The following is a 25,469-nucleotide window of genomic DNA, read 5'->3' on the forward strand; positions in this document are numbered from 1 at the left end:
TAAGCCACCAACCGAGGTTGGGGCAGCAAAGAAACGAGCGAGTCCCGCCGGGCCTGTTCAGGATGGCATTGACGCAAAGAAAGCCGAGGCCTGCTCGAGGATCGTGTTCGCCCGCCGCAGCTCGCGGTTCTCCCGTTCGAGCTGTGCGATCCGTTCGGCATCGCTGGTTGTGGTGCCGAGGCGCACGCCGCCGTCGACCTCGGCCTGCTTGACCCAGGTCCGGAGCGCTTCGGGGTGCACACCGAGTTGATCGGCGATCCGTTTGAGTGCTCCCGGCCGTGTCGCTGGATCCTGGCGGGCTTCGACGACCATTCTCGTTGCTCGTTCCTTCAGCTCAACGCTGTACTTCCGTGGTGCTGCCATGCTCTTCATCCTTCACAGGTTCGAGAGCCTCCGACAGACCCGGGGCGATTCAGTCGGGGCGCGGGTGCTGCTGCAGGTTCGCTTCTTCCCGAGGTCCACCGAGGACCTGGGAAGGGGCCCGGCGGTGGCAAGGAGAACGCGGACGATGACCGATCTGACGGAGTTGTTCCGGCATTGGCATGCCGGCCGCTCCCAGGTGCAGATCTCGACAGCCCTGGGACTCGACCGCAAAACCATCCGCAAGTACCTGGCCCTGGCACTGGCGGCGGGGCTGCCCCCGGCGACGGCCACAGATTCGACGAGAACCTGTGGCGCGAGTTGATCGGGGCCTGGTTCCCCTAAGTGGTGGACCCAACGGCGCGGGCGGTGACCTGGCCGGCGATCGCCGCCCACCACACCTGGATCGAAGGCCAGCTCGACGAGTCGGTGACCGTAGCAACGATCGCCCAACGACTGCGCGACGACCACGGTGTCCCGGTATCGGAATCAACTGTGCGTCGCTATATTTCGGCGCGATTCGCCGAACGGGTCGCGGCGTCGAAAGCCACGATGCCCCGCGGAGCGGTCCCGCCGGGCGACGAAGGTCAGGTCGAGTCTTCGGTGATCAGGCCGTCGCCGCCGCGATGATCGACCGGATCGTCCATCACGCCGACGTGTTGACGCTCAAAGGTGCCAGCTACCGCCTTTGAGGACGCGGAATCGACAGTCTTCCCAGGATCAGAATGGAGAATTAGGCAGACTAGCCACACACCGACACGGTGCTCTCGTTCTCCACCGTCGCATCGGCCTCGAATTCAAGCGTTGTCGACACTCTACTCCCGTCTTGCTCTCTTCGTCCCATCCGCACACTTCTCTCCAATCAGCAGGGTTACGACCAATACTTGAGCCCGCCGCGTCGATTCCCCCATTCCATGACGGTAGGCACCGTTCTGGGCGATACTGAGAAGTGCCCCGGACCGAGTAGAGGCTAGGTACATGCAGGACTCACGCAATCCTGACGCGACAATTCTCACTGCGGCCGAACCGCATCGGATGACACTGGGACTGCCCCTACGCAAAACCCCAGGCATCCGCGGCAGCGGCACCACACGGAGATATTCTGGCCGGCCAACCCATCAGGCAGGGAGGTGATGTCAGAGTCCAGTGGCGGGACTACCACGGTACGTCCGCACCGATCTGCCCCTCAAATATAGTAACGTTCGCCAACTTCGCCGAAACTGAAAACGCCGTCGACGACCTCTCCGGCCAGCATTTCGCAGTAGGCAAACTAGCCATCGCGCGCCAGGACATCGAGCCGGTCGAATAGGTCATCGGCACACTGAACTACCGCTGGGCCGCGCCCGCGCCGCCGCGGGCGCGTGGACAGCTACACCATTAGGCTGGATCTTTGGATTACTCCACCGAGGCCGGCCGCCGTGTACACGCCTCGATCTCAGCTTCTACGCGCCGATCTTCGGTGCCGTTGTCGGCGCTCCGTTCGGCCTGCTCATGCACGCATCACAGGACAGGGCAGCCAGCGCGACTTCACCTCGTTCCCAGTCCTTACGACCATGTCCCTACACAACCACGGCACTCCGAAGTCCTCGCCGACGTCGAAGTCGCGGACCAAGCCGTCCGCCGACTCACCGGCCGGACCAATCGAAAGGAATGAATCATGGCAACTGCGGTAGGCATCGACTTGGGCACCACCAACTCGGTCATCGCAAGCTGGCAAGGCGGCGAACCGGTGGTGATCTCCAATGTCGAGGGTGCGCGGACGACGCCGTCGGTGGTGGCATTCACCGATAGCGGCGAGCGCCTGGTGGGTCAGCTGGCCCGACGACAGGCGATCCTGAACCCGAAGGGCACGATCTACTCGGCGAAACGCTTCATCGGACGTCATTTCGACGAGATCTCCGAGGAGGCCAAAGCGGTCAGCTTCGACGTCGTACCGGGCGACAACGGTGAGGCACGATTCGACGTGCGAGGTAAGAAGTACGCACCAGAGGAGATCAGTGCCCTGGTGCTGCGCAAACTCGTCGACGACGCCAGCAAGTTCCTTGGCGAGAAGGTCAAGGAAGCGGTCATCACCGTTCCGGCCTACTTCAACGACGCGCAGCGCAACGCCACCAAGGACGCCGGCCGGATCGCGGGCCTCGAGGTCCTGCGGATCATCAACGAGCCGACCGCGGCGGCATTGGCGTACGGCATGGACAAACAGACCCACGAGACCGTACTGGTCTTCGACCTCGGCGGCGGCACGTTCGATGTGAGCCTGCTCGATGTCGGCGAGGGAGTAGTCGAGGTTCGCTCGACGGCCGGCGACTCCCACCTCGGCGGAGACGATTTCGACCGGCGCCTGGTGGACTACCTCGCCGACGAGTTCCAGAGCGCGGAGAACATCGATCTGCGCAAGGATCCACAAGCGCTGCAACGACTCTTCGAGGCGGCAGAGAAGGCCAAGGTCGAGTTGTCCTCGGTAACTCAAGCCCAGGTCAACCTGCCCTTCGTCACCGCAGACGCGAACGGCCCCAAACACCTCACCACCACGATCATGCGATCGAAGTTCGAGGATCTGACGGCAGATCTGGTGGAACGCTGCCTCGGTCCGGTAAAGCAGGCAATGAGTGACGCCAAGATCACCGCCAACGACATCCACGAGGTGATCCTGGTCGGTGGTTCGACACGCATTCCGGCGGTACAGGCACTCGTTCGCCGGCTCACCGGCGGTAAGGATCCCCACATGGGCGTCAACCCGGACGAGGTCGTGGCGCTCGGTGCCGCGGTCCAGGCAGGCGTGCTCAAAGGTGAGGTCTCCGACGTACTGTTGCTCGACGTCACCCCACTGTCCCTCGGCGTCGAGACGCAGGGCGGGGTAATGACCAAGATCATCGAGCGCAACACGACGATCCCCGCCCGACGCAGCGAAGTGTTCTCCACAGCGGAAGACAATCAGTCCGCCGTGGACGTCGTAGTCCTGCAGGGCGAACGCGAACGCGCCGCCGACAACCGGGTGCTGGGCCGGTTCCGGCTGGAAGACATCCGACCTGCGCCACGCGGCGAGGCGCAGGTCGAAGTCACATTCGATATCGATGCCAACGGCATTCTCAACGTCACCGCCCGTGACAAAGACACCGGCAAGGAGCAGAGCATCACGATCAGCGAACAGGGCAACCTCGACCAGAGCGAGGTCGAGCGCATGCTCGCCGAGGCCGAACGGAACCGGCGTGAGGACGAGGAGCTGCGCAAGGCGGTCGACGCACGTAACGCCCTCGATTCGGTTGCCTACCAGGTGGAACGGCGACTTGCCGAACTGGGTGACAGTGCGCCACCGCACGAGAAAGCGCGTGCCGAGATGTTGATCGCCGACGCGAGGAAGGCTGTAGAAGACGGTGCTCCACCCTCGGAGGTAGAGCCACTGACCTCGGAGCTGCAGCAGTTGCTCTACGGGCTTGCAGCGGTTCAAAACGGCGGCGAGGGATACCAGACCGGCGGAAGAGACGCTGCGTCGTCGGATGACGACGACGTGATCGACGCCGAGTTCGATCGGAGTTGAGGCACCTGATGGACAGATCTGCTGATCATTCGACGACCGAGCAGGCTACCGACCATACTGACACGGACCAGACCGAGACGAGGCCTGATCACACCGATACCGAAGCCAAGCTGGCTCGACTCGAGGACCGCTGGCGCAGAGCACTCGCAGATCTGGACAACCTGCGCAAGCGGTATGCCAAAGATCTCGACCGTGAACGCGCCGCGGAGACAGCGAGGGTATCGGCGGCGTGGCTGCCTGTCCTGGACAACTTGGAGCTCGCGCTGGCCCATGCGGATAGCGATCCTCAGGCCGTCGTCGAGGGTGTGAAGGCGATCCGGGATCAGGCGGTGCAGGTGCTGTCACGGCTCGGCTTCGAGCGCCACGACGAGGTCGGTGTGCCGTTCACCCCGGAACTCCACGAAGTAGTCAGTGTGGTGGCCCAACCCGACCTTCCCTCCGGGACCGTGATCGAGGTCTTGCGGCCAGGTTACGGAGAAAACGGACAGCAATTGCGTCCCGCCACCGTGGTCGTCAGCCGACCTGAGGAGTGAGCGCCATGGCGCGTGACTACTACGAAGCGCTCGGGGTCCCGCGCAGCGCCGACACCGACGAAATCCAGCAGGCCTACCGCCGACTTGCCCGCAAATATCACCCCGACATCAACAAAGACCCCACTGCGGAAGACAAGTTCAAAGAGATCAATGAGGCCTACCATGTGTTGTCCGACCCGGACACCCGGAAACGCTACGACCGATTCGGGGACGACTTCCGGCGGGTACCCGAGGACTACGACGAACGGGTCCGGGCCGGCGCAGGCGGGTACGGCGGCGGTGGGTACGGCGGCGGGGGCGGGGCCGGCGGCAGAAGGGTGCACTTCGGTCAAGGTTTCGGTGGCGAGGGCGGCGTCGACTTCGAGGACCTCTTCGGACAGATGTTCGGCGGCGGTGGCGCGTACGGCCCGATTCCCGGCGCCGATCAGGAAGCGGAACTGGAACTGACCCTGGAAGAGGCGTACCGGGGCGGCAAACGCACTCTCCGTCTGGACGGACGACGATACGACGTCGACATTCCGGTCGGTGTCCTCGACGGCCAAAGAATCCGGCTGGCCGGGCAAGGGGGCCGAGGCAACGGCGGCGCACCGCCCGGGGATCTGTACCTCGTGGTCCGGATCAAACCGCATGCCCGGTTCCGCGTACAGGGCCGGGACATCTACGTCGACCTTCCCGTCTCCCCCTGGGAAGCAGCCCTCGGCGCGACGGTCGCCGTTCCCACTCCCGGCGGTGAGGCGAAAGTCAAAGTCGTACCGGGCTCGTCGACAGGTAGGAAGCTGCGCCTGCGCGGAGAAGGCATGCCCAACCCGCGAGGCTCCAACGGCAACCTCTACGCCGAAATCAAGGTGATGGTGCCATCGAAACCGACAGCACGCGAACGCGAGCTGTTCGAACAGTTGGCCGCCGAATCGAACTTCGACCCGAGGAAACAGCCATGAGCACCCCCACCCCGGTCACCCAGTACATATTGGTTCGCCGTACCGGAATGTCGCTGGATGTCTTCGCCGAACGTACCGGGCTGCACCCCGACCTGGCAAGAAAACTCGTGGCTCTCGGCCTGATCGACGCACGCCGCGACCCCGGCGGCGAAATATTGTTCGAACCGTCAGCAGTGGCCCACGCTGCCCGCATCCAACGGTTGCGGACGGGTCTAGGCCTGAACTACTCGGCAATCGGGCTCGTGCTCGATCTGCTGGATCGAATCGAGAAACTCGAAGCAGCGTCCCGCAGAAGGAGGACACCCCCATGGACACCGGCAGCCTGACTGAAAGGTCACGAGAAGCCCTGCAGGAAGCCCAGAACGTAGCGACCAGAATGGGTCACACCGAGGTCGACGGAGAGCACCTGCTGCTCGCGTTGGTCGATCAGCAGGACGGGCTGGTACCCCGACTGCTCGAGCAGGCCGGCGCGAACGTCGACGCCCTACGCTCCGATCTGGAACGTGAACTCTCGCGCAGGCCGAAGGTCAGCGGCCCCGGCGCGACGCCCGGTCAGGTGATGATCACCCAGCGCCTGGCCAAGCTGCTCGACGCCGCGGAACGGGAGGCGAAGCGACTCAAGGATTCCTACGTGTCGGTGGAGCATCTCGTGATGGCCCTCTCCGAGGAGGGATCGGCCAGTGCGTCCGGACGGGTCCTCGCCAGTCATGGGGTCACACGAGAGACCTTCCTCGCCGCCTTGACCACAGTGCGCGGCAACCAGCGCGTCACCTCGGCCACCCCGGAGGGTGCGTACGAGGCGCTCGAGAAGTACGGACGCGACCTCGTCTCCGAGGGCCGAGCAGGCAAACTCGATCCGGTCATCGGGCGAGACGCCGAAATCCGCAGGGTAACGCAGATCCTGAGCCGGAAAACGAAGAACAATCCGGTGCTGATCGGCGACCCCGGCGTCGGCAAGACCGCGATCGTCGAGGGCCTCGCCCAGCGGATCGTCCGCGGCGACGTGCCCGAGGGCCTACGCGACAAAACGATCTTCTCGCTCGACATGGGTTCCCTGGTGGCCGGCGCGAAGTACCGCGGCGAGTTCGAGGAACGGCTGCAGGCGGTGCTGTCCGAGGTGAAAGCGGCCGAGGGGCGCATCCTGTTGTTCGTCGACGAGTTACACACCGTCGTCGGCGCAGGATCGGTCGGCGGCGAGGGATCTCTCGACGCCGGCAACATGCTCAAACCGATGCTCGCCCGCGGCGAACTGCACATGATCGGTGCCACCACTCTCGACGAGTATCGCAAGCACATCGAATCCGATGCAGCATTGGAGCGTCGATTCCAGACCGTTCTCGTCGACGAGCCCAGTGCCGAGGATGCAATCTCGATTCTGCGCGGACTTCGCGAACGCCTCGAGGTGTTTCACGGCGTGAAGATCCAGGACGGCGCACTGGTGGCCGCCGTGACCCTCTCGCACCGGTACATCACCGACCGCTTCCTGCCGGACAAAGCGATCGATCTGGTAGATGAGGCGTGTGCGCGGCTACGAACCGAAATCGATTCGATGCCCGCCGAACTCGACGAGCTCACCCGGAAGGTGACCCGCCTGGAGATCGAGGAGGCCGCGCTGTCCAAGGAAACGGACGCGGCCAGCAAGGCGCGTCTCGACGAGCTGCGCAAGGAGCTGGCCGATCTGCGGGCCGAGGCCGACGCCCGGCACGCGCAGTGGGAGGCAGAGCGCCAAGCGATCCGTCGGGTGCAGGAGCTACGGGGAGAGCTGGAACGGTTGCGCCACGAAGCCGAGGAGGCCGAACGCAATTACGACCTCAATCGGGCCGCCGAGCTGCGATACGGCGAGATCACCGAGCTCGAACGCAAACTCAAGGCGGCGGAGGAGCAATTGGCCACCAGGCAAGGCCGCAATCCGTTGCTGCGCGAGGTGGTCACCGAAGACGAGATCGCCGAGATCGTGGCCGCATGGACGGGTATCCCGGTCGCTCGACTGCAGGAAGGCGAGCGGGAGAAACTGTTGAAGCTCGACGAGATCCTGCACGAGAGAGTCATCGGTCAGGACGAGGCAGTGCAACTGGTCGCAGACGCGGTAATCAGAGCAAGGTCGGGTATCCGCGATCCGCGCCGGCCGATCGGTTCGTTCATCTTCCTGGGCCCGACAGGTGTGGGGAAGACCGAACTCGCAAAGACGCTGGCCAGTGCCCTCTTCGACAGCGAAGACAACATGGTGCGCCTGGACATGAGCGAGTACCAGGAACGGCACACGGTGAGCAGACTCATCGGTGCACCCCCCGGGTACGTCGGGTATGACGAGGGGGGTCAGCTCACCGAGGCGGTGCGCCGCAAGCCGTACTCCGTGGTGCTCTTCGACGAGATCGAGAAGGCCCACGCCGACGTCTTCAATACCCTTCTACAGGTGCTCGATGACGGCCGGATCACCGATTCCCAAGGCAGGCAGGTCGATTTCCGGAACACGGTGATCATCATGACCTCCAACATCGGATCCCAGCATCTCCTCGACGGAGTCACAGCCGACGGCGAGATCAAGCCGGACGCCCGGGCGCGGGTGCTGGCGGAACTGCGCGGGCACTTCCGTCCCGAGTTCCTCAACCGGATCGACGACATCGTGTTGTTCACCCCGCTCACACTGCCCCAGATCGAACATATCGTCGAGCTACAACTCACCGACCTTCGGAACAGATTGTCAGAGAGACAGATACACTTGAATATCACACCGGAAGCACGCCGGCTCATCGCCGAACACGGTTTCGACCCGGTCTACGGTGCACGACCCCTGCGCAGGTATATCGCCCATGAGGTCGAAACCAGGATAGGTCGTGCGCTGTTGCGCGGCGAAATCGAACCGGGCGGCACCATCGATGTCACGGTCGATGACGGCGAACTGTCCGTCGCATATACGGAACCCGCCATCGCGGCCTGAGAAGGGGTGTCGTCATGAGATCCGACACGGTGAAGTGCCCACACTGCGGCAAGGTCAACAGGGTACCGGCGGCCGGGAACGGGAGACCCCGCTGCGGAAATTGCCACGAGCCGCTGCCCTGGATCGCCTCGGCCGGGGACGGCGACTTCGCGGAGGTCGCCGAGAAATCCTCGGTGCCTGTACTCGTTGACCTCTGGGCGACGTGGTGCGCTCCGTGCCGCATGGTCAGCCCCGCGCTCGAGCAGCTCGCCACAGAACGCGCAGGTCAGATCAAGCTCGTCAAGGTCGACGTGGATGCTGCACCCCAGACGGCCGAACGGTTCACCGTCCGCGCCGTACCGACGCTGCTGGTGATGGACCGAGGTGAGGTCCTCGCTCGTCAGGCGGGCGCCGCTCCGGTACCCCAGCTGCGCACATGGCTCGATCAGGCGCTCTCGGAAAAAGCAGGCAATGAGGCGAACTCATGACTTTTGCCCACGCGGACCCACATGTGATCGCGATCCGGCCCGTGGCGCCCCGGACTCCGCAGGGTTGCGAGGAATGTCTTCGCCTCGGAACCCCGTGGGTGCATCTGAGGCTGTGCCTGACGTGCGGACACGTCGGTTGCTGCGACTCCTCGCCGGGTAAGCACGCGAGCGCGCACGCCCACAGCATCGGCCATCCGATCGTCCAGTCGATGGAACCCGGCGAGGATTGGCGGTGGTGTTATGTCGACCAGAACTTCGTCTGAGGACGCCGCACCCGTCCCCGACAGTCCGCCGGTCGACGACGAGACTCCGGACGAGGAAGGTGCTTTCCCACGGCTGACGGACGACCAGGTCGCGACGCTCGAGGTCGGCGGCACGCGTCGATCGGTTCACACCGGCGAGGTGCTGATCCGAGAGGGCGCGCCCAGCAACGACTTCTTCGTCATCCTCTCCGGCAAGGTCGCGGTCATCGACGAGGGCGCCGTGGACGGCGAACGCCGGATACTGCGCGTGCACGGCCCGGGCCGCTTCCTGGGCGAGCTCGGACTGCTGGATGGCCAGGTGGCGTTCTTCACCGCCGAGGTGATCGAGGACGGCGAGGTGCTCGTCGTCCCGGCCGAGCGGGTGCGCGCGCTGGTGGCCCACGATCTTGTGCTCAGCGATCTGATCCTGCGGGCCTACCTGGTGCGCCGGCACCTGCTGATCGGGCTCGGTTCGGGGTTCCGGATCATCGGCTCCTGCTATTCCCCGGATACGTTGCGGCTTCGGGAGTTCGCGATGCGCAACCGATTGCCCCACCGGTGGATCGATCTGGAGCGGGACGAACGGGCGGAGCAGCTGCTGCGCAGCCTGGGTGTCGCCCCAGAGGATACTCCCGTCGTGATCTGGCACGGCGAGAAGGTGCTGCGCAATCCGACGAATGCGGAACTAGCCCGCATCGTCGGGCTTCCGGTCCCGGTCCCGGACGCGGCCCAGGACGTGTGCGACCTCGTCGTGGTGGGTGCGGGACCGGCCGGTCTGGCCGCGTCCGTGTACGGCTCCTCGGACGGGTTGAACACGGTGACACTGGAGTCGATCGCCGCGGGCGGCCAGGCCAGTACCTCCTCCCGGATCGAGAACTACCTGGGCTTTCCGGCGGGGATCTCCGGTGCCGAATTGGCCGAGCGGGCCGTGATTCAGGCCGGGAAGTTCGGTACCCGCCTTCTCGTGTCGGCGGAGGTGACCGGTTTGGGATCCGAGGCCGGGAACCATGTGCTCCAACTGGCGGACGGCGGCGAGATCCGCGGCCGGGCCCTCGTGCTCGCCACCGGGGCGCGATATCGCAAGTTGACGGTTCCGGGAATCGAGGCACTGGAGGGGACGAGCGTGTATTACGCCGCAACCCATCAGGAAGCGCGGATGTGCGGCACCGACCCGGTGGCTATCGTCGGCGGCGGAAACTCCGCCGGACAGGCCACCGTCTTCCTCGCCGACCATGTCTCCCACGTTCACCTGCTCATCCGCGGCGACGACCTCGGAAAAAGTATGTCCCGATACCTGGTCGACCAGATCGAGCGCCATCCGCGCGTCACCGTGCACCGGAATACCGAGGTTCGTACGGTCCACGGTGAGAAGTACCTCGAAGAAATTGTGGTCGAGGACAATCGCACGGGGGAACAGGACACGATCGGGGTGCACGCCCTGTTCGTCTTCATCGGGGCGATGCCGCATACCGGGTGGCTGGCCGACGCGATCGCACTCGACGACCACGGCTTCGTACTCACGGGCCTGGACGCGGTCCGCGCCCGAGGGGACGGCGACCGGCGGATCGGCGCCGGGTTGTCGAGGACGCTCGAAACCAGCCGGCCCGGTCTGTTCGCGGCGGGTGACGTCCGCAGCGGCTCGGTGAAACGGGTCGCATCCGCTGTCGGTGAAGGAGCGATGGCGGTTCGCCAAATCCATGAATACTTCGAGAGGAGCTGACGACATGCCAGTGATGGGCACCGTGAAATTCCAGCGGTTCTTCCGGGTAGCGGCTGGACTGCACGTCGACCGGAACGACCTCAAGCGCTATACGGATTTCATCGACGACAAGATCTACGACGTGATCCTCATCGGCAAGGCCTCGGCAAAGGCAAACCTGCGGGACGTGATCGAACCGTGGGACCTGCCGATCACCAAGGGGCTGCAGGAGAGCATCGACCGATTCGAGAAGCTGGACGAGGAGATCGAACTTCAACCTCTGCTCGACCAACTGGCGGCCCGACCGCCCTTGGACGTAGCCCTCTCCGAGGAGACCGAGCAGCGGCTACCGCTGATTGCCGGCGGCTTGAGCGTGGCGCTGGCGCGCACTTTCGTCACTATCCAGCCGGACCGCAAAAACCCCGGGACCGCCGAGTGGAACGTCACCCTCGACATCTTCCATCAACTCCTCTGAACCCAGCCAGCGACCGGGCACTGATGGGGGTCTGTCAAGTTAACGGTGTAACTGGTTGAACTGTAGCTACTTTCGTCCAGCGGACAGGCGTCCGTCGAAGGTGATCTCGAAGGCGTTCAGTGCTGCCTTCCAGCGGTTGGACCAGCGTTGGCGGGCGGTGCCTTTGGGATCGAGGCTCATGATGGCCAGGTACACGCATTTCAGGGCCGCGGCCTCGGTCGGGAAATGACCGCGGGCCTTGACGGCCCTGCGGATTCGGGCGTTGACACTTTCGATGGCGTTGGTCGTGTAGATGACCTGTCTGATGGCGTTGTCGAACTGCAGGAACGGCACGAACTCGGCCCAGGTGTTGGTCCAGAGCCGGATGATCGCGGGATAGCGTTTCTCCCATTTGTCGCTGAACTCGGCGAACCGGTCCAGCGCGGCCTGCTCCGACGGCGCGGTGTACACCGGTTTGAGGTCCTTGGCGATCTCGGCCCAGTCCTTGTGGGAGGCGTAGGCGTAGGTATTGCGGAGGAGGTGGACCACGCAGGTTTGCACGATGGTCTGCGGCCACACCTGCCCGATCGAGTCGGGCAGATGCTTCAGACCGTCGCACACGACGATCAGCACATCCTGCACACCACGATTCTTCAGCTCCGACAACACCCGAAGCCAATACTTCGCCCCTCCCCGTCGCCGTGCTCGCCGGCCCATAATCCGAGGATGTCGCGGGTGCCGTCCACAGTCACCCCCATCACGACGTAGATCGGCCGGTTGGCCACGTTGCCGTCGCGGATCTTGACGTGGATGCAGTCGATGAACAGCACCGGATACACCGGGTCCAGCGGCCGGTTCTGCCACTCGGCCATGCCGTCCATCACCCGTTCGGTGATCGTCGAGATCGTCTGCTTGGACACCTCGGCGCCGTAGACCTCGGCCAGGTGCGCAGAGATCTCACCGGTGGTCAGTCCCTTGGCCGACAGCGAGATCACCATGTCCTGCACCCCGGTCAGCCGCCGCTGCCGCTTGGCCACGATCTTCGGCTCGAACGAGGACTCCCGGTCCCGGGGTACGTCGCGCTCGACCGGGCCGGCCTCGGTCAGCACGGTCTTGGCGCGTCTGCCGTTGCGGGAGTTGCCGCTGCCCCTGCCGGCCGGGTCATTCTTGCCGTAGCCGAGGTGGTCGTCCATCTCGCCCTCGAGGGCGGACTCCACCACCAGCTTGGTCAACTTCGCCAGCAACCCGCCCTCGCCGGTGAGCTGGAGGCCTTCGGCCCGCGCCTGATCCACCAGTTCCTGCAGCCGGGCATCGCTGACACCCACAGGTGCCGAGTTCGATTCGTCCTCACGATCAATCACATCGGTCACGGTGGTGCATCTCCTTTCAGAGTTACACCGTTGTTCTTACAGTCCCGTCTGAGATCAGCAATGTGAGGGCGGATAGGCATCGACGCGCTGTGCCCGAGAACTGGTGTCGGCGGTCAAACCGGGGTGCCGGTGATCGTCGTAGCCAAAGCAGCGCGGACTTCGTCGACGGTGCTGATCTCGGCCAGTAGCGCGAGGGAGTCGATGCTGGCTTGATGCGCTGCGAGAGTGGCCGCAGAGCATGCATCCTCGACGATCACCACTCGGTATCCGAGATCGCCTGCGACCCTGGCTGTTCCCTCGACGGAGGCGTTTGTGGCCACACCTGCGAAGAGGAGGGTGGTGATGCCTTTGCTGCGTAGGATGGTATCGAGGTCGGTACGGGCGAAGGCTCCGATGCGCTGGTGAGTGAGCACGGTGTCCTCATCATGCGGCGTGAGGGGTTCGATGATCTCGGCGAGTTCGCTGCCTTCCTTGAGGCAACCGGATTGGGCGACGATGCCGAGTAGGGGCGAGTTGGCGTCGAGATCGGACAAGTCCGGCTTCCATGCGACCCGGGTGTAGACGATCGTGGTGTGGGCGGTACGGGCGGCGGTGATGAGCGTGGCTATGCGGTCGATGACCTTGCGCTCGGTCACCTGCTGGTAGAAGAAGTCGGCGAAGGCGCCGGTAGCTTCGACGACGTCGCCTTGACAGTGGACAGCCACGAGCGCAGTGGTACGCGGGTCGAGTTCCATCAGTATCTCCTGGGCAGAACGGGGAAGGATCAGACGTGGGCGAGGATCGAATGCCCGATGTTGTCGATGTCGCGGGCGGCTGTGCGTGGGTTGGACAGGAAGACTTGAAGGATGTCGACGCCGGCTTCGCGCATCAGGGCTGTTTTTTCTCGTAGCTCGGCAGGAGAGCCGTACAGGCACCAGTAGTCGACGAGTTCCTTGGTGATGATCGGACGGTGCCGGGGGTCGAGGCCGCGCAGGTACTTCGCCCAGACGTCGAGATAGTGCGGTTGGTCCGCGGATTTCGGGTCGCCGAGGTATTGCTGGGCGGCGGTGAGTGAGGCGTCGACGATCGAGTCGCCGAGTTCGTCGCGGTGTTGGTCCATCAGTCCGGCGTTGGTGATGCATGAGCTGATCGGTCCGGATCCGAAGCCGTTGGTGACGCCGTCTTCCCAGGTTTCTCCGTTGCCGAGTTGGTAGAACCAGGACAACGAGACGAGCTTGACAGAGCCTGGGGCTCGTCCTGCATCGGCGACGGCTTTGTCCAGGAGCCTACGAATCATCTGGATCATGTCGATGTTCGGTCCGAGGCAGTAGACGACGGCGTCGGCGTATTTGGCTGCTTCGGCAAGACCGCGGGGCCCGCCGGCAGCAACCCAGATCGGGATGTGGTCGGTGACGTTGTAGAAGCCACTTTCTTTGTCGAGGAACTCCACTTCCCGGGACTGTCCGAGCCAGGTGTGGTTGACCCGGTGGCCTGCCATCAGTTCACGGGAGACCTCGATGGCGTGGGACAGTTCGGAGATCTTCGCGGTGCGGTTACCCATGGAACGCAGCGCGTTGTTGGCGGTACCGATACCGAGGAAGGTTCGGCCTGGCGCCAGGGCATTGAGAGTGGCCATGGAGTTCGCGGTGACGGGGGCGATGCGGGTCAATGGATTGGTGACCATGGTGCCCAGGTGGATGCCGGTGGTCTGCTGCGAAGCCAGGGCGAGGAACTGGTACGGATCGGAGAACAGCAACGGGCCTTCGCCGACACCGAAGTGAGTGACCCCGAGGTCCTCGGCCTGCTTCACCATCGCGACCTGGTCGATCTTGGCGCAGGTGCCGATACAGAATTCCATAAGTTTCTCCTTGCACGGGGCCCAGGGGTGTGCACTTGGCTCGTCCTACCCGTCGTAGCGGGGATGTGTCCGACGGCCTCACTACGGGTGTGCATGCCTCCGGAGTGGATTCCGCAATCGGGGATGCTGCCCACTGATCGCGAACTGGAATGCTAGCGTTCCAGATGAACGTAGCTCACAGTGACTCACACCACAAGTACTAGAATGCAAGTCGCTGCCTTCAACTCCCAGCACCACCCGATAACCGACGGAAAGCCTGAGCCGATGACCTCGACCGATCCCGGCCCGACGGCTAGCACCGAGGCTGCCGCCCTCCTCGCGCACGTCCGCACCTCCGGGGCACGCCTGTCCTCCGCGCTCTACGACATCTTGAAGACCCGATTGCTCGAAGGCCGCTATACAGCTGGCGAGAAGATCGTCGTCGAGTCGATTCGGCAGGAATTCGGGGTGAGCAAACAGCCGGTCATGGATGCCCTGCGTCGCCTCTCGAGCGACAAACTGGTCTACATCGTCCCCCAGGTCGGGTGCGAGGTCGTTTCCTACACCCCGCGTGAGGTCGAGGACTTCTTCACCCTGTTCGGTGGTTTCGAAGGAGCCATTGCTGCGGTGGCGGCCACACGGCGAACCGAGGCGCAGGTGCGGGAGCTGGATCTGATCTCTGCACGCGTCGATGCCTTGATCGCCTCCGACGACCCCGAGGTCCGCGCCCACGGATACCGAGTTCACAACAGGGAATTCCATGCCGCCATCCATGCGATGGCGCATTCACGGATCATGGAGGAGACCAGTCAGCGGATGTGGGATCTGTCGGATTTCCTGATCAACACCGCCGGCATCACCAACCCGCTCGCGAGTGCGTTACCCAACCGCCAGCACGACCATCACGAGATCGCCGAGGCGATCCGAAATCGCGATGCCGCTGCGGCGCGTGAGGCGATGGAGCGCCATATCGTCGGCACGATTGCGGTCATTCGCGACGAATCGAGTGCTCAGCCATCGCGCTGATGGTGAGCCGCTCGCTGTAACGGGTTCTGTGCCACCGGACAGGCCTACAGGCTTCCGCCCCGCCTGCGGCGCTGTATCTTCAGGCAGCGCAGCATCACATTGATCGCCACAGAGCGATCCACCCTCCTCCGACAGAGACTTGCGTCACCATTCGCGCTGGAGTAGCTTCGCAACTAGACGTCTAGCATTCCAGTTGCTCGGCCCCTTTCTGCGGTGGCCCTCTTCGACCTCCCGACGAATCTCAGACGAAAGGCGCGGCCATGACCGCCTCGCACCCAGCATTGTTCGCAGTGCCAGCCTGCCCCGCCCCTCGCAGCGGGGGAACCACACCGTGACCACCGCGCCGACTTCCGCAACGAAGACCTCCCCGATGCGGGTGGCCCTGGCCAGCTTCGTAGGGACCACCGTCGAGTACTACGACTTCTTCATCTACGGCACCGCGGCCGCACTGGTCTTCCCCACCTTGTTCTTCCCCGATGTCTCACCTGCTATCGGAATCCTGTTGTCCTTCGCTACTTTCGGCGTCGGATTCCTCGCCCGACCCCTCGGAGGCATCGTCTTCGGCCACTTCGGTGACCGGGTCGGCCGCAAACAGATGCTCGTTATCTCTCTCGTCGGTATGGGTGCCGCCACAGTACTGATGGGACTGCTGCCCGGTTACGCCCAGATCGGCATCGCCGCTCCGATCCTGCTCACCTTGCTGCGCCTGGTTCAAGGCTTCGCCGTAGGCGGTGAATGGGGTGGCGCCACCTTGATGGCCGTCGAGCATGCCCCCACCGCGAAGAAAGGACTCTTCGGCTCCTTCTCACAGATGGGTGCTCCCGCCGGGACGAGCATTGCGACCCTGGCGTTCTTCGCCGCTTCTCAGCTCCCGGACGAGCAGTTCCTCAGTTGGGGCTGGCGGCTACCGTTCCTGTTCAGCGCGGTCCTGATCGTAATCGGCCTGTTCATCCGCCTGTCCCTGACCGAAAGCCCCGACTTCGCCGAGATCAAAGCCAACAGTGCTGTAGTGCGGATGCCGATCGCCGTCGCATTCCGAAAGCACTCGAAAGAAATCTTCCTCATTGCCGGCACCTACCTGTCCCAGGGAGTGTTCGCCTACATCTGCATGGCGTATCTCGTCTCCTACGGCACCACCGTCGCCGGAATCAGCCGCACCTTCGCCCTGGCCGGCGTGTTCGTCGCCGGCCTCGTCGCCGTCCTCCTCTATCCTGTCTTCGGCGCCCTGTCGGACACCTGCGGCCGCAAGACCATGTACCTGCTCGGCGCCGTCACCATGGGGGTGGCGATCGGCCCGGCCTTCGCGCTGATCAACACCGGAAACCCCTGGCTTTTCATGACCGCGCAGGTACTGGTCTTCGGCATCGCCATGGCCCCCGCCGCCGGAGTAACCGGATCGCTGTTCACCATGATCTTCGATGCAGATGTGCGCTACAGCGGCGTCTCGATCGGCTACACGATCTCCCAGGTCGCGGGCTCGGCGTTCGCCCCGACCATTGCGACCGCCCTGTACGCCTCCACCAACACCAGCAACTCGATAGTGCTCTACCTGTTGATCGTCTCGACCATCTCGGTGGTCTCGGTGGTCCTGCTGCCCGGCGGCTGGGGACGCAAGGGCGCGACACGCCAACTGGATGCCGACCAGCGCACCTCGACACCGAGCGCAACTGCCACCGCAGCTTCTTCGACTCCGCCCACCACCGACGCCGCACGGTCCGTGCGGACCCTGGACAAGTGAAGTGACCACCATGAACGACCACGACCCCACCTACGACACCGACGTCATCGTCGTCGGACTCGGTCCCGCTGGAGGCACAGCCGCTCTCGCCCTGGCCACCTACGGTGTGCGCGTCCACGCCGTCTCGATGTTCCCCTGGGTGGCGAACTCACCCCGCGCGCACATCACCAACCAACGCGCCGTAGAAGTGCTCCGCGACCTGGGCGTCGAAGACGAAGCCCGCACATACGCCACTCCGTGGGACCAGATGGGCGACACCCTGTTCACCACCAGTCTGGCCGGTGAAGAAATCGTCCGGATGCAAACATGGGGCACCGGCGCCCGGTACGGCGACTATCTCGCCGGCAGCCCGTGCGCGATGCTCGACATCCCTCAGCCCCTGATGGAACCGGTACTGATCAAGAACGCGGCCGAACGCGGCGCGTTGATCAGTTTCAACACCGAATACCTCGATCACAGCCAGGACAAGGACGGTGTCACGGTGAGATTCCGGGATGTGCGCTCGGGCACCGAGTTCACCCAGCGAGCGCGCTTCCTGCTCGGCTTCGACGGTGCCCGCTCGAAGATCGCCGAACAGATCGGACTGCCCTTTGAAGGCGAGCTCGCCCGTGCCGGCACCGCCTACATCCTGTTCAACGCGGATCTGAGCAAGTACGTCGCTCACCGGCCGAGCATTCTGCACTGGATCTTCAACTCCAAGGCCGGTTTCGGTGAGATCGGCATGGGTCTGCTGCGGGCGATCAGACCTTGGGGCCAGTGGATCGCCGGATGGGGCTTCGACATGTCCCAAGGTGAACCCGACATATCCGATGACGTTGTGCTAGAACAGATCCGTACCCTTGTCGGCGACCCTGAGCTGACCATCGACATCGTGTCGCGCTCGTTCTGGTACGTCAATCAGCAGTGGGCCGAGCATTATCAATCCGGCCGGGTGTTCTGTGGCGGCGACGCCGTACACCGGCATCCGCCGAGCAGCGGCCTGGGCTCGAACACCTCCATGCAGGATGCATTCAACCTTGCCTGGAAGATCGCCTACGCCGCCAAGGGATACGCGGGACCGGGACTGCTCGAGTCCTACTCCCCCGAGCGGGTTCCGGTCGGCAGGCAGATCGTCGCGCGCGCCAACCAGTCCCGCAAGGACTACGCCGGTCTGCGCGAGTGGTTCGATCCCACCAGCGACGACCCGGTCACCGCCGGCCTGGCAAAACTCAAAGCTCCCTCCTCCGAAGGCGCGGCACTGCGTGAGCGCCTATACGAGGCACTCGAGGTCAAGAACACCGAGTTCAATGCCCACGGCGTCGAACTCAACCAGCGTTACGCCTCGTCTGCGGTGGTCCCCGACCTTGAAGCCGGTGAGGAGGTATGGGGACGCGACCGGGAACTGTACCTGCAGGCCACCACTCGTCCTGGCGCCAAGCTGCCACACGCCTGGTTGGTCGGCCCGCACGGTACCCGGGTCTCGACCCTCGATGTCACCGGCAAGGGACAGATGACCCTGCTCACCGGCATCGGCGGACAGGCATGGAAACGTGCCGCTGCCACATTGGACCTACCGTTCCTGCGCACCGTAGTCATCGGTGAAGCGGGCATCAACGACTCGTACGGGTACTGGCGGCAGCTCCGTGAAATCCATGAGGCCGGGGCTCTTCTCGTGCGCCCCGACGGCTACGTCGCCTGGCGGTACAGCGCTCCGGTATGGGGCGACAGCGAAGCACTCACCCACCTCGAGAACGCGCTCAGCATCGTCCTCGACCGTGCCCCGCATGAGACCCCAACCGCCGGGAACGGCGGTACGCCCCAGTACAGCATCCACGCCGTACCGATCGTCGTCCCGCACGTCACCGCCGACGACGCAACATCAGCCTCCACAGCCAGCATCACACCAATCGAGGGAGCACACGCATGACCCGCCCGTACACCAGCGTCTGGGACGATCTGAACCAGGTCGAGTTCAGCCAGGGGTTCATCCAGGCCGGCCCATACCGCACCCGCTATTTGCACGCCGGGGACGACTCCAAGCCCACACTCATTCTCCTACACGGCATCACCGGCCACGCCGAAGCATATGTCCGCAATCTGCGTTCACACGCCGAGCATTTCAATGTGTGGGCCATCGACTTCATCGGCCACGGCTACTCCGCCAAACCCGATCACCCCCTCGAGATCAAGCACTACATCGACCACGTGCTGCACCTTATGGATGCCATCGGCGTCGAGAAGGCATCCTTCTCAGGCGAGTCGCTGGGCGGATGGGTCACCGCCCAGTTCGCTCACGACCACCCGGACAAAGTCGAGCGGATCGTGCTCAACACCATGGGCGGCACCATGGCCAACCCACAGGTAATGGAACGGCTCTACACCCTGTCGATGGAAGCGGCGAAAGACCCGAGCTGGGAACGCGTCAAAGCACGCCTCGAATGGCTCATGGCCGACCCGAACATGGTCACCGACGACCTCATCCGCACCCGCCAGGCCATCTTCCAACAACCGGACTGGCTCAAGGCATGCGAAATGAACATGGCCTTGCAGGACCTCGAAACCCGCAAACGGAACATGATCACCGATGCCACCCTCCAAGGCATCACCGTGCCAACGATGGTTCTGTGGACCACCAAAGATCCCTCCGGTCCGGTCGACGAAGCAGAGCGCATCGCCTCCCACATCCCTGGCGCCAAGCTGGCGGTCATGGAGAACTGCGGACACTGGCCCCAGTACGAAGACCCCGACACCTTCAACAAACTGCACCTGGATTTTCTCCTCGATCGCAGTTGACACAGATGCAGCCGGTGCCGCCCTCCCCTGAAACCCCTGGCGGCACCGGCCGGACGCACCCATCCGACGAACCTCATCCGCTCTCGCTCGAACCATCCGGGCAGAGGCCGTGAAGTACCAGAAAGGAGGCTCCGCGATGCCTGTGGCGCTGTGCGCGATGTCGCACTCCCCCCTGATGGGACGCAACGACCCCGATCAAGAAGTCATCGACGCCGTCGACGCCGCCTTCGACCACGCGCGCCGATTCATCGCCGATTTCGCCCCAGATCTGATCGTGATCTTCGCCCCCGACCACTACAACGGGGTCTTCTACGACCTGCTGCCACCGTTCTGCATCGGAGCCGGCGCGCAGTCCGTCGGCGACTATGGCACCGAAGCCGGCCCCCTCGACGTCGACCGCGACGCCGCCCGCACTATTACGCGCGAAGTACTCGACAGCGGTATCGACGCCGCGTTCTCCGAACGCATGCACGTCGACCACGGTTTCGCCCAGGCTCTACAACTACTCGTCGGATCGATCATCGCAGTACCGACCGTGCCGATCTTCATCAACTCCGTCGCCGAACCCCTCGGCCCCGTCAGCCGAGTTCGGCTGCTCGGCGAAGCTGTCGGACGAGCAGCCAACAAACTGGACAAACGCGTCCTGTTCGTCGGATCCGGAGGGCTCTCCCACGACCCACCGATTCCGCAGTTCACCAGCTCGCCTGAGCAGGTGCGCGAACGGTTGATCGACGGCCGCAATCCGAGCGACGCCGAACGCAAGGCCCGCGAACAACGCGTCATCACCGCAGGTCGAGACTTCGCTGCCGGTACCGCCACCATTCAGCCGTTGAACCCCCACTGGGACCAGCATCTTCTCGAAATTCTGGCATCCTGCGAACTCGAACAAATCGACACGTGGACCAATGACTGGTTCGTCGAGCAGGCCGGCCACTCGTCCCATGAGGTGCGCACCTGGATCGCCGCCTACGCCGCGCTCCACGCAAACGGCCCCTACCAGGTCACGTCGAGCTTCTACCGCGAAATACCTGAGTGGATAGCAGGATTCGGAATCACGACAGCCCTCACTCGATCCTCGAACCACATGAAGTGACCGGCAGCTGCACCCCAAGAAAAGGTCTGCCGTCTTCGACAAGTCCAACTGAGCGCGACCATAACCGCACCGCCGCGGTTATCAAGCAGTGCACTACTACAGGCCCACTAGGGCCTGTCCTGTGAATCACTGAAGCCACAAGACGATCGCAGCGATGATCAACTCGGATCGGAAATAGGCAGCTCGTTTGGCGTAACGAGTGGCCAGGTCACGGAAGTGTTTGAGCCGGTTGATGCAGCGCTCGACGACGTTGCCGCCTGCGTACTCGGCCCGGTCGAACGCCGGTGGACGCCCACCACGGGAGCCTTTCGCCGCCCGGCCGGCCTTCTGATCCGCCCGTTCCGGACAGGTGAACCGGATCCCGCGCCCCCGTAGCAGGACACGGGTACTCGGATGCGAATACGCCTTGTCCGCCACCACCGCATCCGGACGGGATCGCGGCCGTCCACCCCCAAGGCGGGCGACCTCGATCCTGTCGAGCAGCGGAACCAGCTGCGGGTTGTCACCGGCCTGGCCGGCGGTAAGGATCACACTCATCGGCATACCGCGTCCGTCGACCGCGAGATGAATCTTGCTGCTCAGTCCTCCTCGGGAACGTCCGAGGCATTCTCCGTCGACGGCGAGCGCTTCGACTGCCGGTGTGCAGCCCCCTAATGAGAGCTGGCGGGTCCTGCGATGCGGCAGACTCGTCACTGGTAGCGGCGGGCAGGTGAGCACTCGAGCCCCCTGGACACCGAGTCCTGAAAAAAGACCGTGCCCCTGCCCGTCCGCCGGGAGAACGGAATCGCTGATGGGATGTCGTGCCACCGGAGCACTGCTTCATTAGGTTGCTGATCGTTCTTCCGCATGCTGCCGGATGTAGTGGCGTTGAACAGCAAGGGCGGGTGACGAGGCTGATGTTGTTTGTCGGAGACGACTGGTCGGAAGAGCATCACGATATCGAGTTGATGGATGCATCCGGGCGCAGGTTGAGCAAGGCTCGGTTGCCGGAAGGAGTGGCCGGGATCGCGCGGTTGCATACAATGGTCGGCGACCACTTGGGCGACAACGTCGACGAGTCCGAGGTGGCCATCGGAATCGAGACCGACCACGGCCCCTGGGTAGCGGCGTTGGTCGCTGCCGGCTACACGGTGTTCGCGGTGAACCCGTTGCAGGCATCTCGTTTCGTGATCGTCGACGAGTCTCGGGCGCCAAGAGCGACGCCGCAGATGCGCACGTGCTGGCCGATATGGTGCGGACCGATTCGCACCAACTGCGGCCGGTGGCCGGCGACAGCCCCGAGGCCGAGGCCATCAAGGTCGTGGCCCGGGCCCACAAGACCTTGATCTGGGAACGCACCCGCCATACCCAGCGGCTGCGGCATGCGTTGCGCGAGTACTTCCCGGCCGCGTTGGAGGCGTTCGACGACCTCGACGCCGTCGACGCCCTCGACGCCGTCGACGCCCTCGAGTTACTCGGCAAAGCACCCGACCCGACCTCGGCAGCGCGACTGACACGCGGTCAGATCACCGCGGCACTGCGCAAGGCTCGGCGTCGCGACATCGAAACCAAGACCGACCAGATCCAGGCCGTGCTGCGCGGTGAACACCTGGGTCGGGCAGCGGTGATCACCACCGCATACGCGACCACCACCCGCTCCGCCGTGGCCGTACTGACCACGCTGAACACCGAGATCACGACATTGCAGAAGCAGGTCGATGCCCATTTTGGCCGACACCCGGACGCTGAGATCATCTTGTCCCAGCCGGGACTCGGATCCTTGCTCGGTCCCCGGGTGCTCGGTGAATTCGGTGACGACCGCAGCCGCTACGCTACCGCCAAAGCGCGCAAGAACTACGCCGGAACCAGTCCGATCACCCGAGCCTCCGGCAAGAAGAAAACAGTTATGGCACGATTCGTCCTTGGGCGATCGGCTCGTCGATGCCCTGAGCGCACAGGCATTCTCGGCACTGCAAGCTTCCTCCGGTGCCCGCGCCTACTACGACAAACAGCGCGACCGCGGTCTCGGTCACCGTCCTGCCCTGCGGCAGCTCGCCAACCGACTCGTCGGCATCCTGCACGGATGCCTCAAGACCCGCACCTGCTACGACGAGACGACCGCCTGGTCACCTCACCCCGAGCAGGCTGCTGCTTGACTCTCAAGCTCCTGGGATGTCTTTTTCCGGGCACCGGCCGAATGCTGGTGTGCCCGTACCACGGTCGAGTCGACCGAGACGATCCACTCGACCGCCCCGACCGCGTCGTCTTTGACGACCGCGGCATCGAGGATCTTCTCCCAGGTGCCGTCCATGGTCCATTTACGCAACCGCTCGTGCGCCGTTTTCCACGGTCCGTAGCGTTCGGGCAGGTCCCGCCAGGGTGCGCCGGTGCGCAGCTTCCACAAGATCGCGTTGATCACCTGTCGGTGATCGCGCCACTGTCCGCCTCGTCCTGAAGCGGGCAGTAGCGGTTCGATCTGCGTCCAGGCCTTGTCGGTCAGCTCACCGCGTCCTACCACCCCGAATGCGTATCACGGGGGGGTGTTCACCGATTCACAGGACACGCTCTAGTCACTCTTCCCAGCCGGGCCCATATTCCAAGTACATCACTACGCAAGGCTGAGTAGTGGAAACTGCTGTGAAGCAACGCTATCGGCTTTGGATCGCGGTTACCGGAGCTCGAGTGCATCGATGAGCTTGCGACGCTCGTCGTCAGTGAAGTGCTTCCGCACCGCCGCGGCCAGCACATCCGGATCCGCTCCCAGACGCTTGAGTGCCTGAGCCACCTTGTCCACCGGCTCGAGCTTGCTCGCAGGCTCTTTCGGCTGCGGCGCCTCAGGCTCGGCAGTCTCTGCGTCGGCTTCGGGTTCCGGATCAGGGTTCTGGGCTGCTTCCCACGCCGCGACCTGTTCCTCGAGCGGAACCCGGGCCAGCGAGCGGGCCTGGCGCACAGCGAGATCACCTGCACGCAGGGCTGCTTGCAGCTCGGGGGCAAGTTTGAGCAGGGCGCGACGCTGCGACACCCAGCCCTTGGAGCGACCGAGTTTCTTCGCCGCCACATCCGCACTACCGAACTCGGAGACCATCAACTCCACAGCCTTGGCTTCTTCGAGGACGTCGAAGTCACGGCGGTCGATGTTCTCACTCGTTGCAGCCCACAGGATTTCACCCTTGTCGACGGCGATGCTGTCGCGCAGCACCACATCGAGACCGGGACGGCCGTACTTCTGGGCCGCAGCGAGCCGGCGGTTGCCGTTGACGACGATGTACTGCGCTGCACCGAGATCGTCTTCATCCTCGGGTCACAGTTTCAACCACGCTGTGCGGCTGACGACGGTGCCGGGTTGCAGCTGCCGGTCGGCGATCGTCGCCAGATCCGACAGATCCCCGAGTTCGTCGCGCGGGTTGCGGGGGTTGGCGATGAGCTGATCGACCGGAACATCGGCGAGCAGTTGACCTTCGAGCGGCTCGATCGTCGTCTTCGTCGTCGTGGGTGCGGGGGTGCGCTTACGGTCGACCGGAGAGTTGTCGCCGACTGCTCCGACGAGGGAGGCGAAGTTCGCGCGCCCACCCTTGGGCGGCATCAGCGACCACCATCCGCGAGCTCGAGGCTGAGCTTGTAGAAATCCTCCCGTGCCTGCAACGAGACGCGGCTGGCTTCGTACTCGGTAACGACGCGGCCTTCGGCAGCGGCGCGGGTGTGGACCTTGTAGTGCCGCACCACCGTTCGCGCCAGCGGCCATCCGTTGGCCTGGACGAACTCGCGGGTCTGCTCGAGGTCCACCTTGCCGTCGCGGGGATCCCAATTGTTCACCACGACAATGAAATTCTTGCCGAGAGGTTCGATGACCTGCTTGATGGTGCGCGCGGTGGGATCGAAGCACAGCGGTTCGGGTTCGATCGGAACGATGACCAGATCAGCGACCTCGAGCACCGCTCGCAGGGCGTCGGCGGAACTGCCGGTGCCGAGCACATCGGTACCGTCATCAGCACCGGACAGGTCGATCCAGCCCGGGGTGTCGACGTAGACGTGCTTGATGCCGGGCAGCTTGTCGAGATTACGCAGCACGTCGAGGTTGTCGTGAACCTGATCGATCAGAAACGGCAACTCCTCGACGCGCGAAGCCCACCAGACTGCGGAGCCCTGCGGGTCGACGGAGATCGCGGCGACCGGGGACTGAACATCGTCATCGGCACCAGCGGTCGCGGCGGTGAGGACATCCGCTTTGACAGCGGCAAGGTTCATAGTGAGCGTCGATTTTCCGACGCCACCTTTTGGTTGAGCATCACATGAACAGCCACAGGTTACCTCCGTATGCTTCACCCCAGGGTGGGGCTACTTCGGACTCGCGTCGTCATCTCTTGGCGGAGATGACGATTGCGCCTGCACCACGGTAATCTCCGCGAGACGCGCAACACGTACGATAGACCCTTACGGGTCTACCGAACAAGCTTTCGCCGTATCATCTCAGATGCCTTGCGCTCTCACCCTCACGTGAGAGCGCCG

Annotated in this window: 18 protein-coding genes and 8 pseudogenes; 18 read left to right on the plus strand and 8 right to left on the minus strand. The window is 64.0% G+C overall.

What is annotated here, in order from left to right; genetic code table 11:
* Positions 1-75: 75 nt before the first annotated feature.
* Positions 76-372 (minus strand): annotated as a pseudogene (locus QR64_RS06890) (transposase); the annotation flags it as partial.
* A gap of 136 nt (positions 373-508) precedes the next feature.
* On the opposite strand from QR64_RS06890, the pseudogene QR64_RS28655 reads away from it, so the two are divergent.
* From QR64_RS28655 to QR64_RS06940, 12 genes and pseudogenes are all read left to right on the plus strand, one after another.
* Positions 509-957: pseudogene (locus tag QR64_RS28655) on the plus strand (IS21 family transposase); the annotation flags it as partial.
* A pseudogene (locus QR64_RS26465) lies at positions 945-1,052 on the plus strand (ATP-binding protein); the annotation flags it as partial. The pseudogenes QR64_RS28655 and QR64_RS26465, both read left to right, overlap by 13 nt.
* Before the next feature lie 441 nt (positions 1,053-1,493).
* A pseudogene (locus QR64_RS28820) lies at positions 1,494-2,014 on the plus strand (general stress protein).
* Positions 2,015-2,017: 3 nt separating this feature from the next.
* The gene (gene dnaK, locus QR64_RS06905) at positions 2,018-3,898 is read left to right on the plus strand and encodes a molecular chaperone DnaK (protein WP_039584650.1); all 1,881 of its coding nucleotides are present in this window, start codon (positions 2,018-2,020) and stop codon (positions 3,896-3,898) included.
* An 8-nt stretch (positions 3,899-3,906) separates the two neighbouring features.
* A complete protein-coding gene (locus QR64_RS06910) occupies positions 3,907-4,431 on the plus strand; it encodes a nucleotide exchange factor GrpE (protein ID WP_039584651.1) in 525 nt (174 codons plus the stop codon).
* Positions 4,432-4,436: 5 nt separating this feature from the next.
* Positions 4,437-5,369, plus strand: coding sequence for a DnaJ C-terminal domain-containing protein (locus QR64_RS06915; protein WP_039584652.1), 933 nt, complete (start codon positions 4,437-4,439; stop codon positions 5,367-5,369).
* Complete coding sequence (locus tag QR64_RS06920; protein ID WP_039584654.1) at positions 5,366-5,695, plus strand: chaperone modulator CbpM; 330 nt, start codon at positions 5,366-5,368, stop codon at positions 5,693-5,695. Before QR64_RS06915 ends, QR64_RS06920 begins: the two co-directional genes overlap by 4 nt.
* Complete coding sequence (gene clpB / locus QR64_RS06925; RefSeq protein ID WP_039584656.1) at positions 5,677-8,307, plus strand: ATP-dependent chaperone ClpB; 2,631 nt, start codon at positions 5,677-5,679, stop codon at positions 8,305-8,307. Before QR64_RS06920 ends, clpB begins: the two co-directional genes overlap by 19 nt.
* A gap of 14 nt (positions 8,308-8,321) precedes the next feature.
* Entirely contained in the window at positions 8,322-8,774 is a 453-nt protein-coding gene (gene trxA, locus QR64_RS06930; protein WP_033097415.1) for a thioredoxin, read from the plus strand.
* Positions 8,771-9,037 (plus strand): UBP-type zinc finger domain-containing protein, encoded by a 267-nt coding sequence (locus QR64_RS25655; RefSeq protein WP_072740546.1) that lies wholly within the window; start codon positions 8,771-8,773, stop codon positions 9,035-9,037. The genes trxA and QR64_RS25655 overlap by 4 nt, the downstream gene beginning before the upstream one ends.
* Positions 9,015-10,736 carry an FAD-dependent oxidoreductase gene (locus tag QR64_RS06935; RefSeq protein WP_039584658.1) on the plus strand — a complete coding sequence of 574 codons (1,722 nt, stop codon included), beginning with the start codon at positions 9,015-9,017 and terminating at the stop codon, positions 10,734-10,736. The genes QR64_RS25655 and QR64_RS06935 overlap by 23 nt, the downstream gene beginning before the upstream one ends.
* Positions 10,737-10,749: 13 nt before the next feature.
* The gene (locus tag QR64_RS06940) at positions 10,750-11,190 is read left to right on the plus strand and encodes a DUF1931 family protein (RefSeq protein ID WP_174556302.1); all 441 of its coding nucleotides are present in this window, start codon (positions 10,750-10,752) and stop codon (positions 11,188-11,190) included.
* A 66-nt stretch (positions 11,191-11,256) separates the two neighbouring features.
* On the opposite strand, the pseudogene QR64_RS06945 reads toward QR64_RS06940, so the two are convergent.
* From QR64_RS06945 to QR64_RS06955, 3 genes and pseudogenes are all read right to left on the minus strand, one after another.
* Positions 11,257-12,494: pseudogene (locus tag QR64_RS06945) on the minus strand (IS256 family transposase).
* Positions 12,495-12,652: 158 nt separating this feature from the next.
* Positions 12,653-13,273, minus strand: a complete 621-nt coding sequence (locus QR64_RS06950; RefSeq protein ID WP_039584661.1) for a cysteine hydrolase family protein — start codon at positions 13,271-13,273, stop codon at positions 12,653-12,655.
* A gap of 29 nt (positions 13,274-13,302) precedes the next feature.
* Positions 13,303-14,376, minus strand: coding sequence for an LLM class flavin-dependent oxidoreductase (locus QR64_RS06955; protein WP_006551092.1), 1,074 nt, complete (start codon positions 14,374-14,376; stop codon positions 13,303-13,305).
* A 264-nt stretch (positions 14,377-14,640) separates the two neighbouring features.
* Between QR64_RS06955 and QR64_RS06960 the strand changes: the two genes are divergently transcribed.
* From QR64_RS06960 to QR64_RS06980, 5 genes are all read left to right on the plus strand, one after another.
* Positions 14,641-15,381, plus strand: a complete 741-nt coding sequence (locus QR64_RS06960) for a GntR family transcriptional regulator (RefSeq protein ID WP_006551093.1) — start codon at positions 14,641-14,643, stop codon at positions 15,379-15,381.
* Positions 15,382-15,751: 370 nt separating this feature from the next.
* Complete coding sequence (locus tag QR64_RS06965; RefSeq protein ID WP_052227225.1) at positions 15,752-17,119, plus strand: MFS transporter; 1,368 nt, start codon at positions 15,752-15,754, stop codon at positions 17,117-17,119.
* A 1-nt stretch (position 17,120) separates the two neighbouring features.
* Positions 17,121-19,025 carry an FAD-dependent monooxygenase gene (locus QR64_RS06970; RefSeq protein ID WP_039584664.1) on the plus strand — a complete coding sequence of 635 codons (1,905 nt, stop codon included), beginning with the start codon at positions 17,121-17,123 and terminating at the stop codon, positions 19,023-19,025.
* A complete protein-coding gene (locus QR64_RS06975) occupies positions 19,022-19,891 on the plus strand; it encodes an alpha/beta fold hydrolase (protein WP_006551096.1) in 870 nt (289 codons plus the stop codon). Before QR64_RS06970 ends, QR64_RS06975 begins: the two co-directional genes overlap by 4 nt.
* 136 nt (positions 19,892-20,027) lie before the next feature.
* Positions 20,028-20,984, plus strand: coding sequence for a 3-carboxyethylcatechol 2,3-dioxygenase (locus QR64_RS06980; RefSeq protein ID WP_039584686.1), 957 nt, complete (start codon positions 20,028-20,030; stop codon positions 20,982-20,984).
* A gap of 126 nt (positions 20,985-21,110) precedes the next feature.
* Here the strand turns inward: QR64_RS06980 and QR64_RS25660 are convergent, their stop codons facing one another.
* Positions 21,111-21,791: an IS5 family transposase gene (locus QR64_RS25660; protein ID WP_081263418.1), complete on the minus strand. Its 681-nt coding sequence runs from the start codon at positions 21,789-21,791 to the stop codon at positions 21,111-21,113.
* An 89-nt stretch (positions 21,792-21,880) separates the two neighbouring features.
* Between QR64_RS25660 and QR64_RS25665 the strand changes: the two are divergent.
* Positions 21,881-23,119: pseudogene (locus QR64_RS25665) on the plus strand (IS110 family transposase).
* Positions 23,120-23,139: 20 nt separating this feature from the next.
* Here QR64_RS25665 and QR64_RS07000 read toward each other — a convergent pair.
* The 3 genes and pseudogenes from QR64_RS07000 to QR64_RS07010 all read right to left on the minus strand — a co-directional run.
* A pseudogene (locus QR64_RS07000) lies at positions 23,140-23,481 on the minus strand (IS5 family transposase); the annotation flags it as partial.
* Between the two features lie 150 nt (positions 23,482-23,631).
* Positions 23,632-24,546, minus strand: a pseudogene (locus QR64_RS07005) (ParB/RepB/Spo0J family partition protein).
* Positions 24,546-25,208 (minus strand): ParA family protein, encoded by a 663-nt coding sequence (locus QR64_RS07010; RefSeq protein ID WP_006554888.1) that lies wholly within the window; start codon positions 25,206-25,208, stop codon positions 24,546-24,548. The pseudogene QR64_RS07005 and the gene QR64_RS07010 overlap by 1 nt, the downstream one beginning before the upstream one ends.
* Positions 25,209-25,469: the final 261 nt, after the last annotated feature.

Origin of the sequence: Rhodococcus sp. Chr-9 (assembly GCF_000801125.1) — a bacterium.
GTDB lineage: Bacteria > Actinomycetota > Actinomycetes > Mycobacteriales > Mycobacteriaceae > Rhodococcus > Rhodococcus pyridinivorans.

Excerpts from the sequence above, each read along its gene's own strand:
- dnaK (WP_039584650.1), top strand. The coding sequence starts at position 2,018 with ATGGCAACTGCGGTAGGCATCGACTTGGGCACCACCAACTCGGTCATC.
- QR64_RS06910 (WP_039584651.1), top strand. The coding sequence starts at position 3,907 with ATGGACAGATCTGCTGATCATTCGACGACCGAGCAGGCTACCGACCAT.
- QR64_RS06915 (WP_039584652.1), top strand. The coding sequence starts at position 4,437 with ATGGCGCGTGACTACTACGAAGCGCTCGGGGTCCCGCGCAGCGCCGAC.
- QR64_RS06920 (WP_039584654.1), top strand. The coding sequence starts at position 5,366 with ATGAGCACCCCCACCCCGGTCACCCAGTACATATTGGTTCGCCGTACC.
- clpB (WP_039584656.1), top strand. The coding sequence starts at position 5,677 with ATGGACACCGGCAGCCTGACTGAAAGGTCACGAGAAGCCCTGCAGGAA.
- trxA (WP_033097415.1), top strand. The coding sequence starts at position 8,322 with ATGAGATCCGACACGGTGAAGTGCCCACACTGCGGCAAGGTCAACAGG.
- QR64_RS25655 (WP_072740546.1), top strand. The coding sequence starts at position 8,771 with ATGACTTTTGCCCACGCGGACCCACATGTGATCGCGATCCGGCCCGTG.
- QR64_RS06935 (WP_039584658.1), top strand. The coding sequence starts at position 9,015 with ATGTCGACCAGAACTTCGTCTGAGGACGCCGCACCCGTCCCCGACAGT.
- QR64_RS06940 (WP_174556302.1), top strand. The coding sequence starts at position 10,750 with ATGGGCACCGTGAAATTCCAGCGGTTCTTCCGGGTAGCGGCTGGACTG.
- QR64_RS06950 (WP_039584661.1), bottom strand. The coding sequence starts at position 13,273 with ATGGAACTCGACCCGCGTACCACTGCGCTCGTGGCTGTCCACTGTCAA.
- QR64_RS06955 (WP_006551092.1), bottom strand. The coding sequence starts at position 14,376 with ATGGAATTCTGTATCGGCACCTGCGCCAAGATCGACCAGGTCGCGATG.
- QR64_RS06960 (WP_006551093.1), top strand. The coding sequence starts at position 14,641 with ATGACCTCGACCGATCCCGGCCCGACGGCTAGCACCGAGGCTGCCGCC.
- QR64_RS06965 (WP_052227225.1), top strand. The coding sequence starts at position 15,752 with ATGCGGGTGGCCCTGGCCAGCTTCGTAGGGACCACCGTCGAGTACTAC.
- QR64_RS06975 (WP_006551096.1), top strand. The coding sequence starts at position 19,022 with ATGACCCGCCCGTACACCAGCGTCTGGGACGATCTGAACCAGGTCGAG.
- QR64_RS06980 (WP_039584686.1), top strand. The coding sequence starts at position 20,028 with ATGCCTGTGGCGCTGTGCGCGATGTCGCACTCCCCCCTGATGGGACGC.
- QR64_RS07010 (WP_006554888.1), bottom strand. The coding sequence starts at position 25,208 with ATGAACCTTGCCGCTGTCAAAGCGGATGTCCTCACCGCCGCGACCGCT.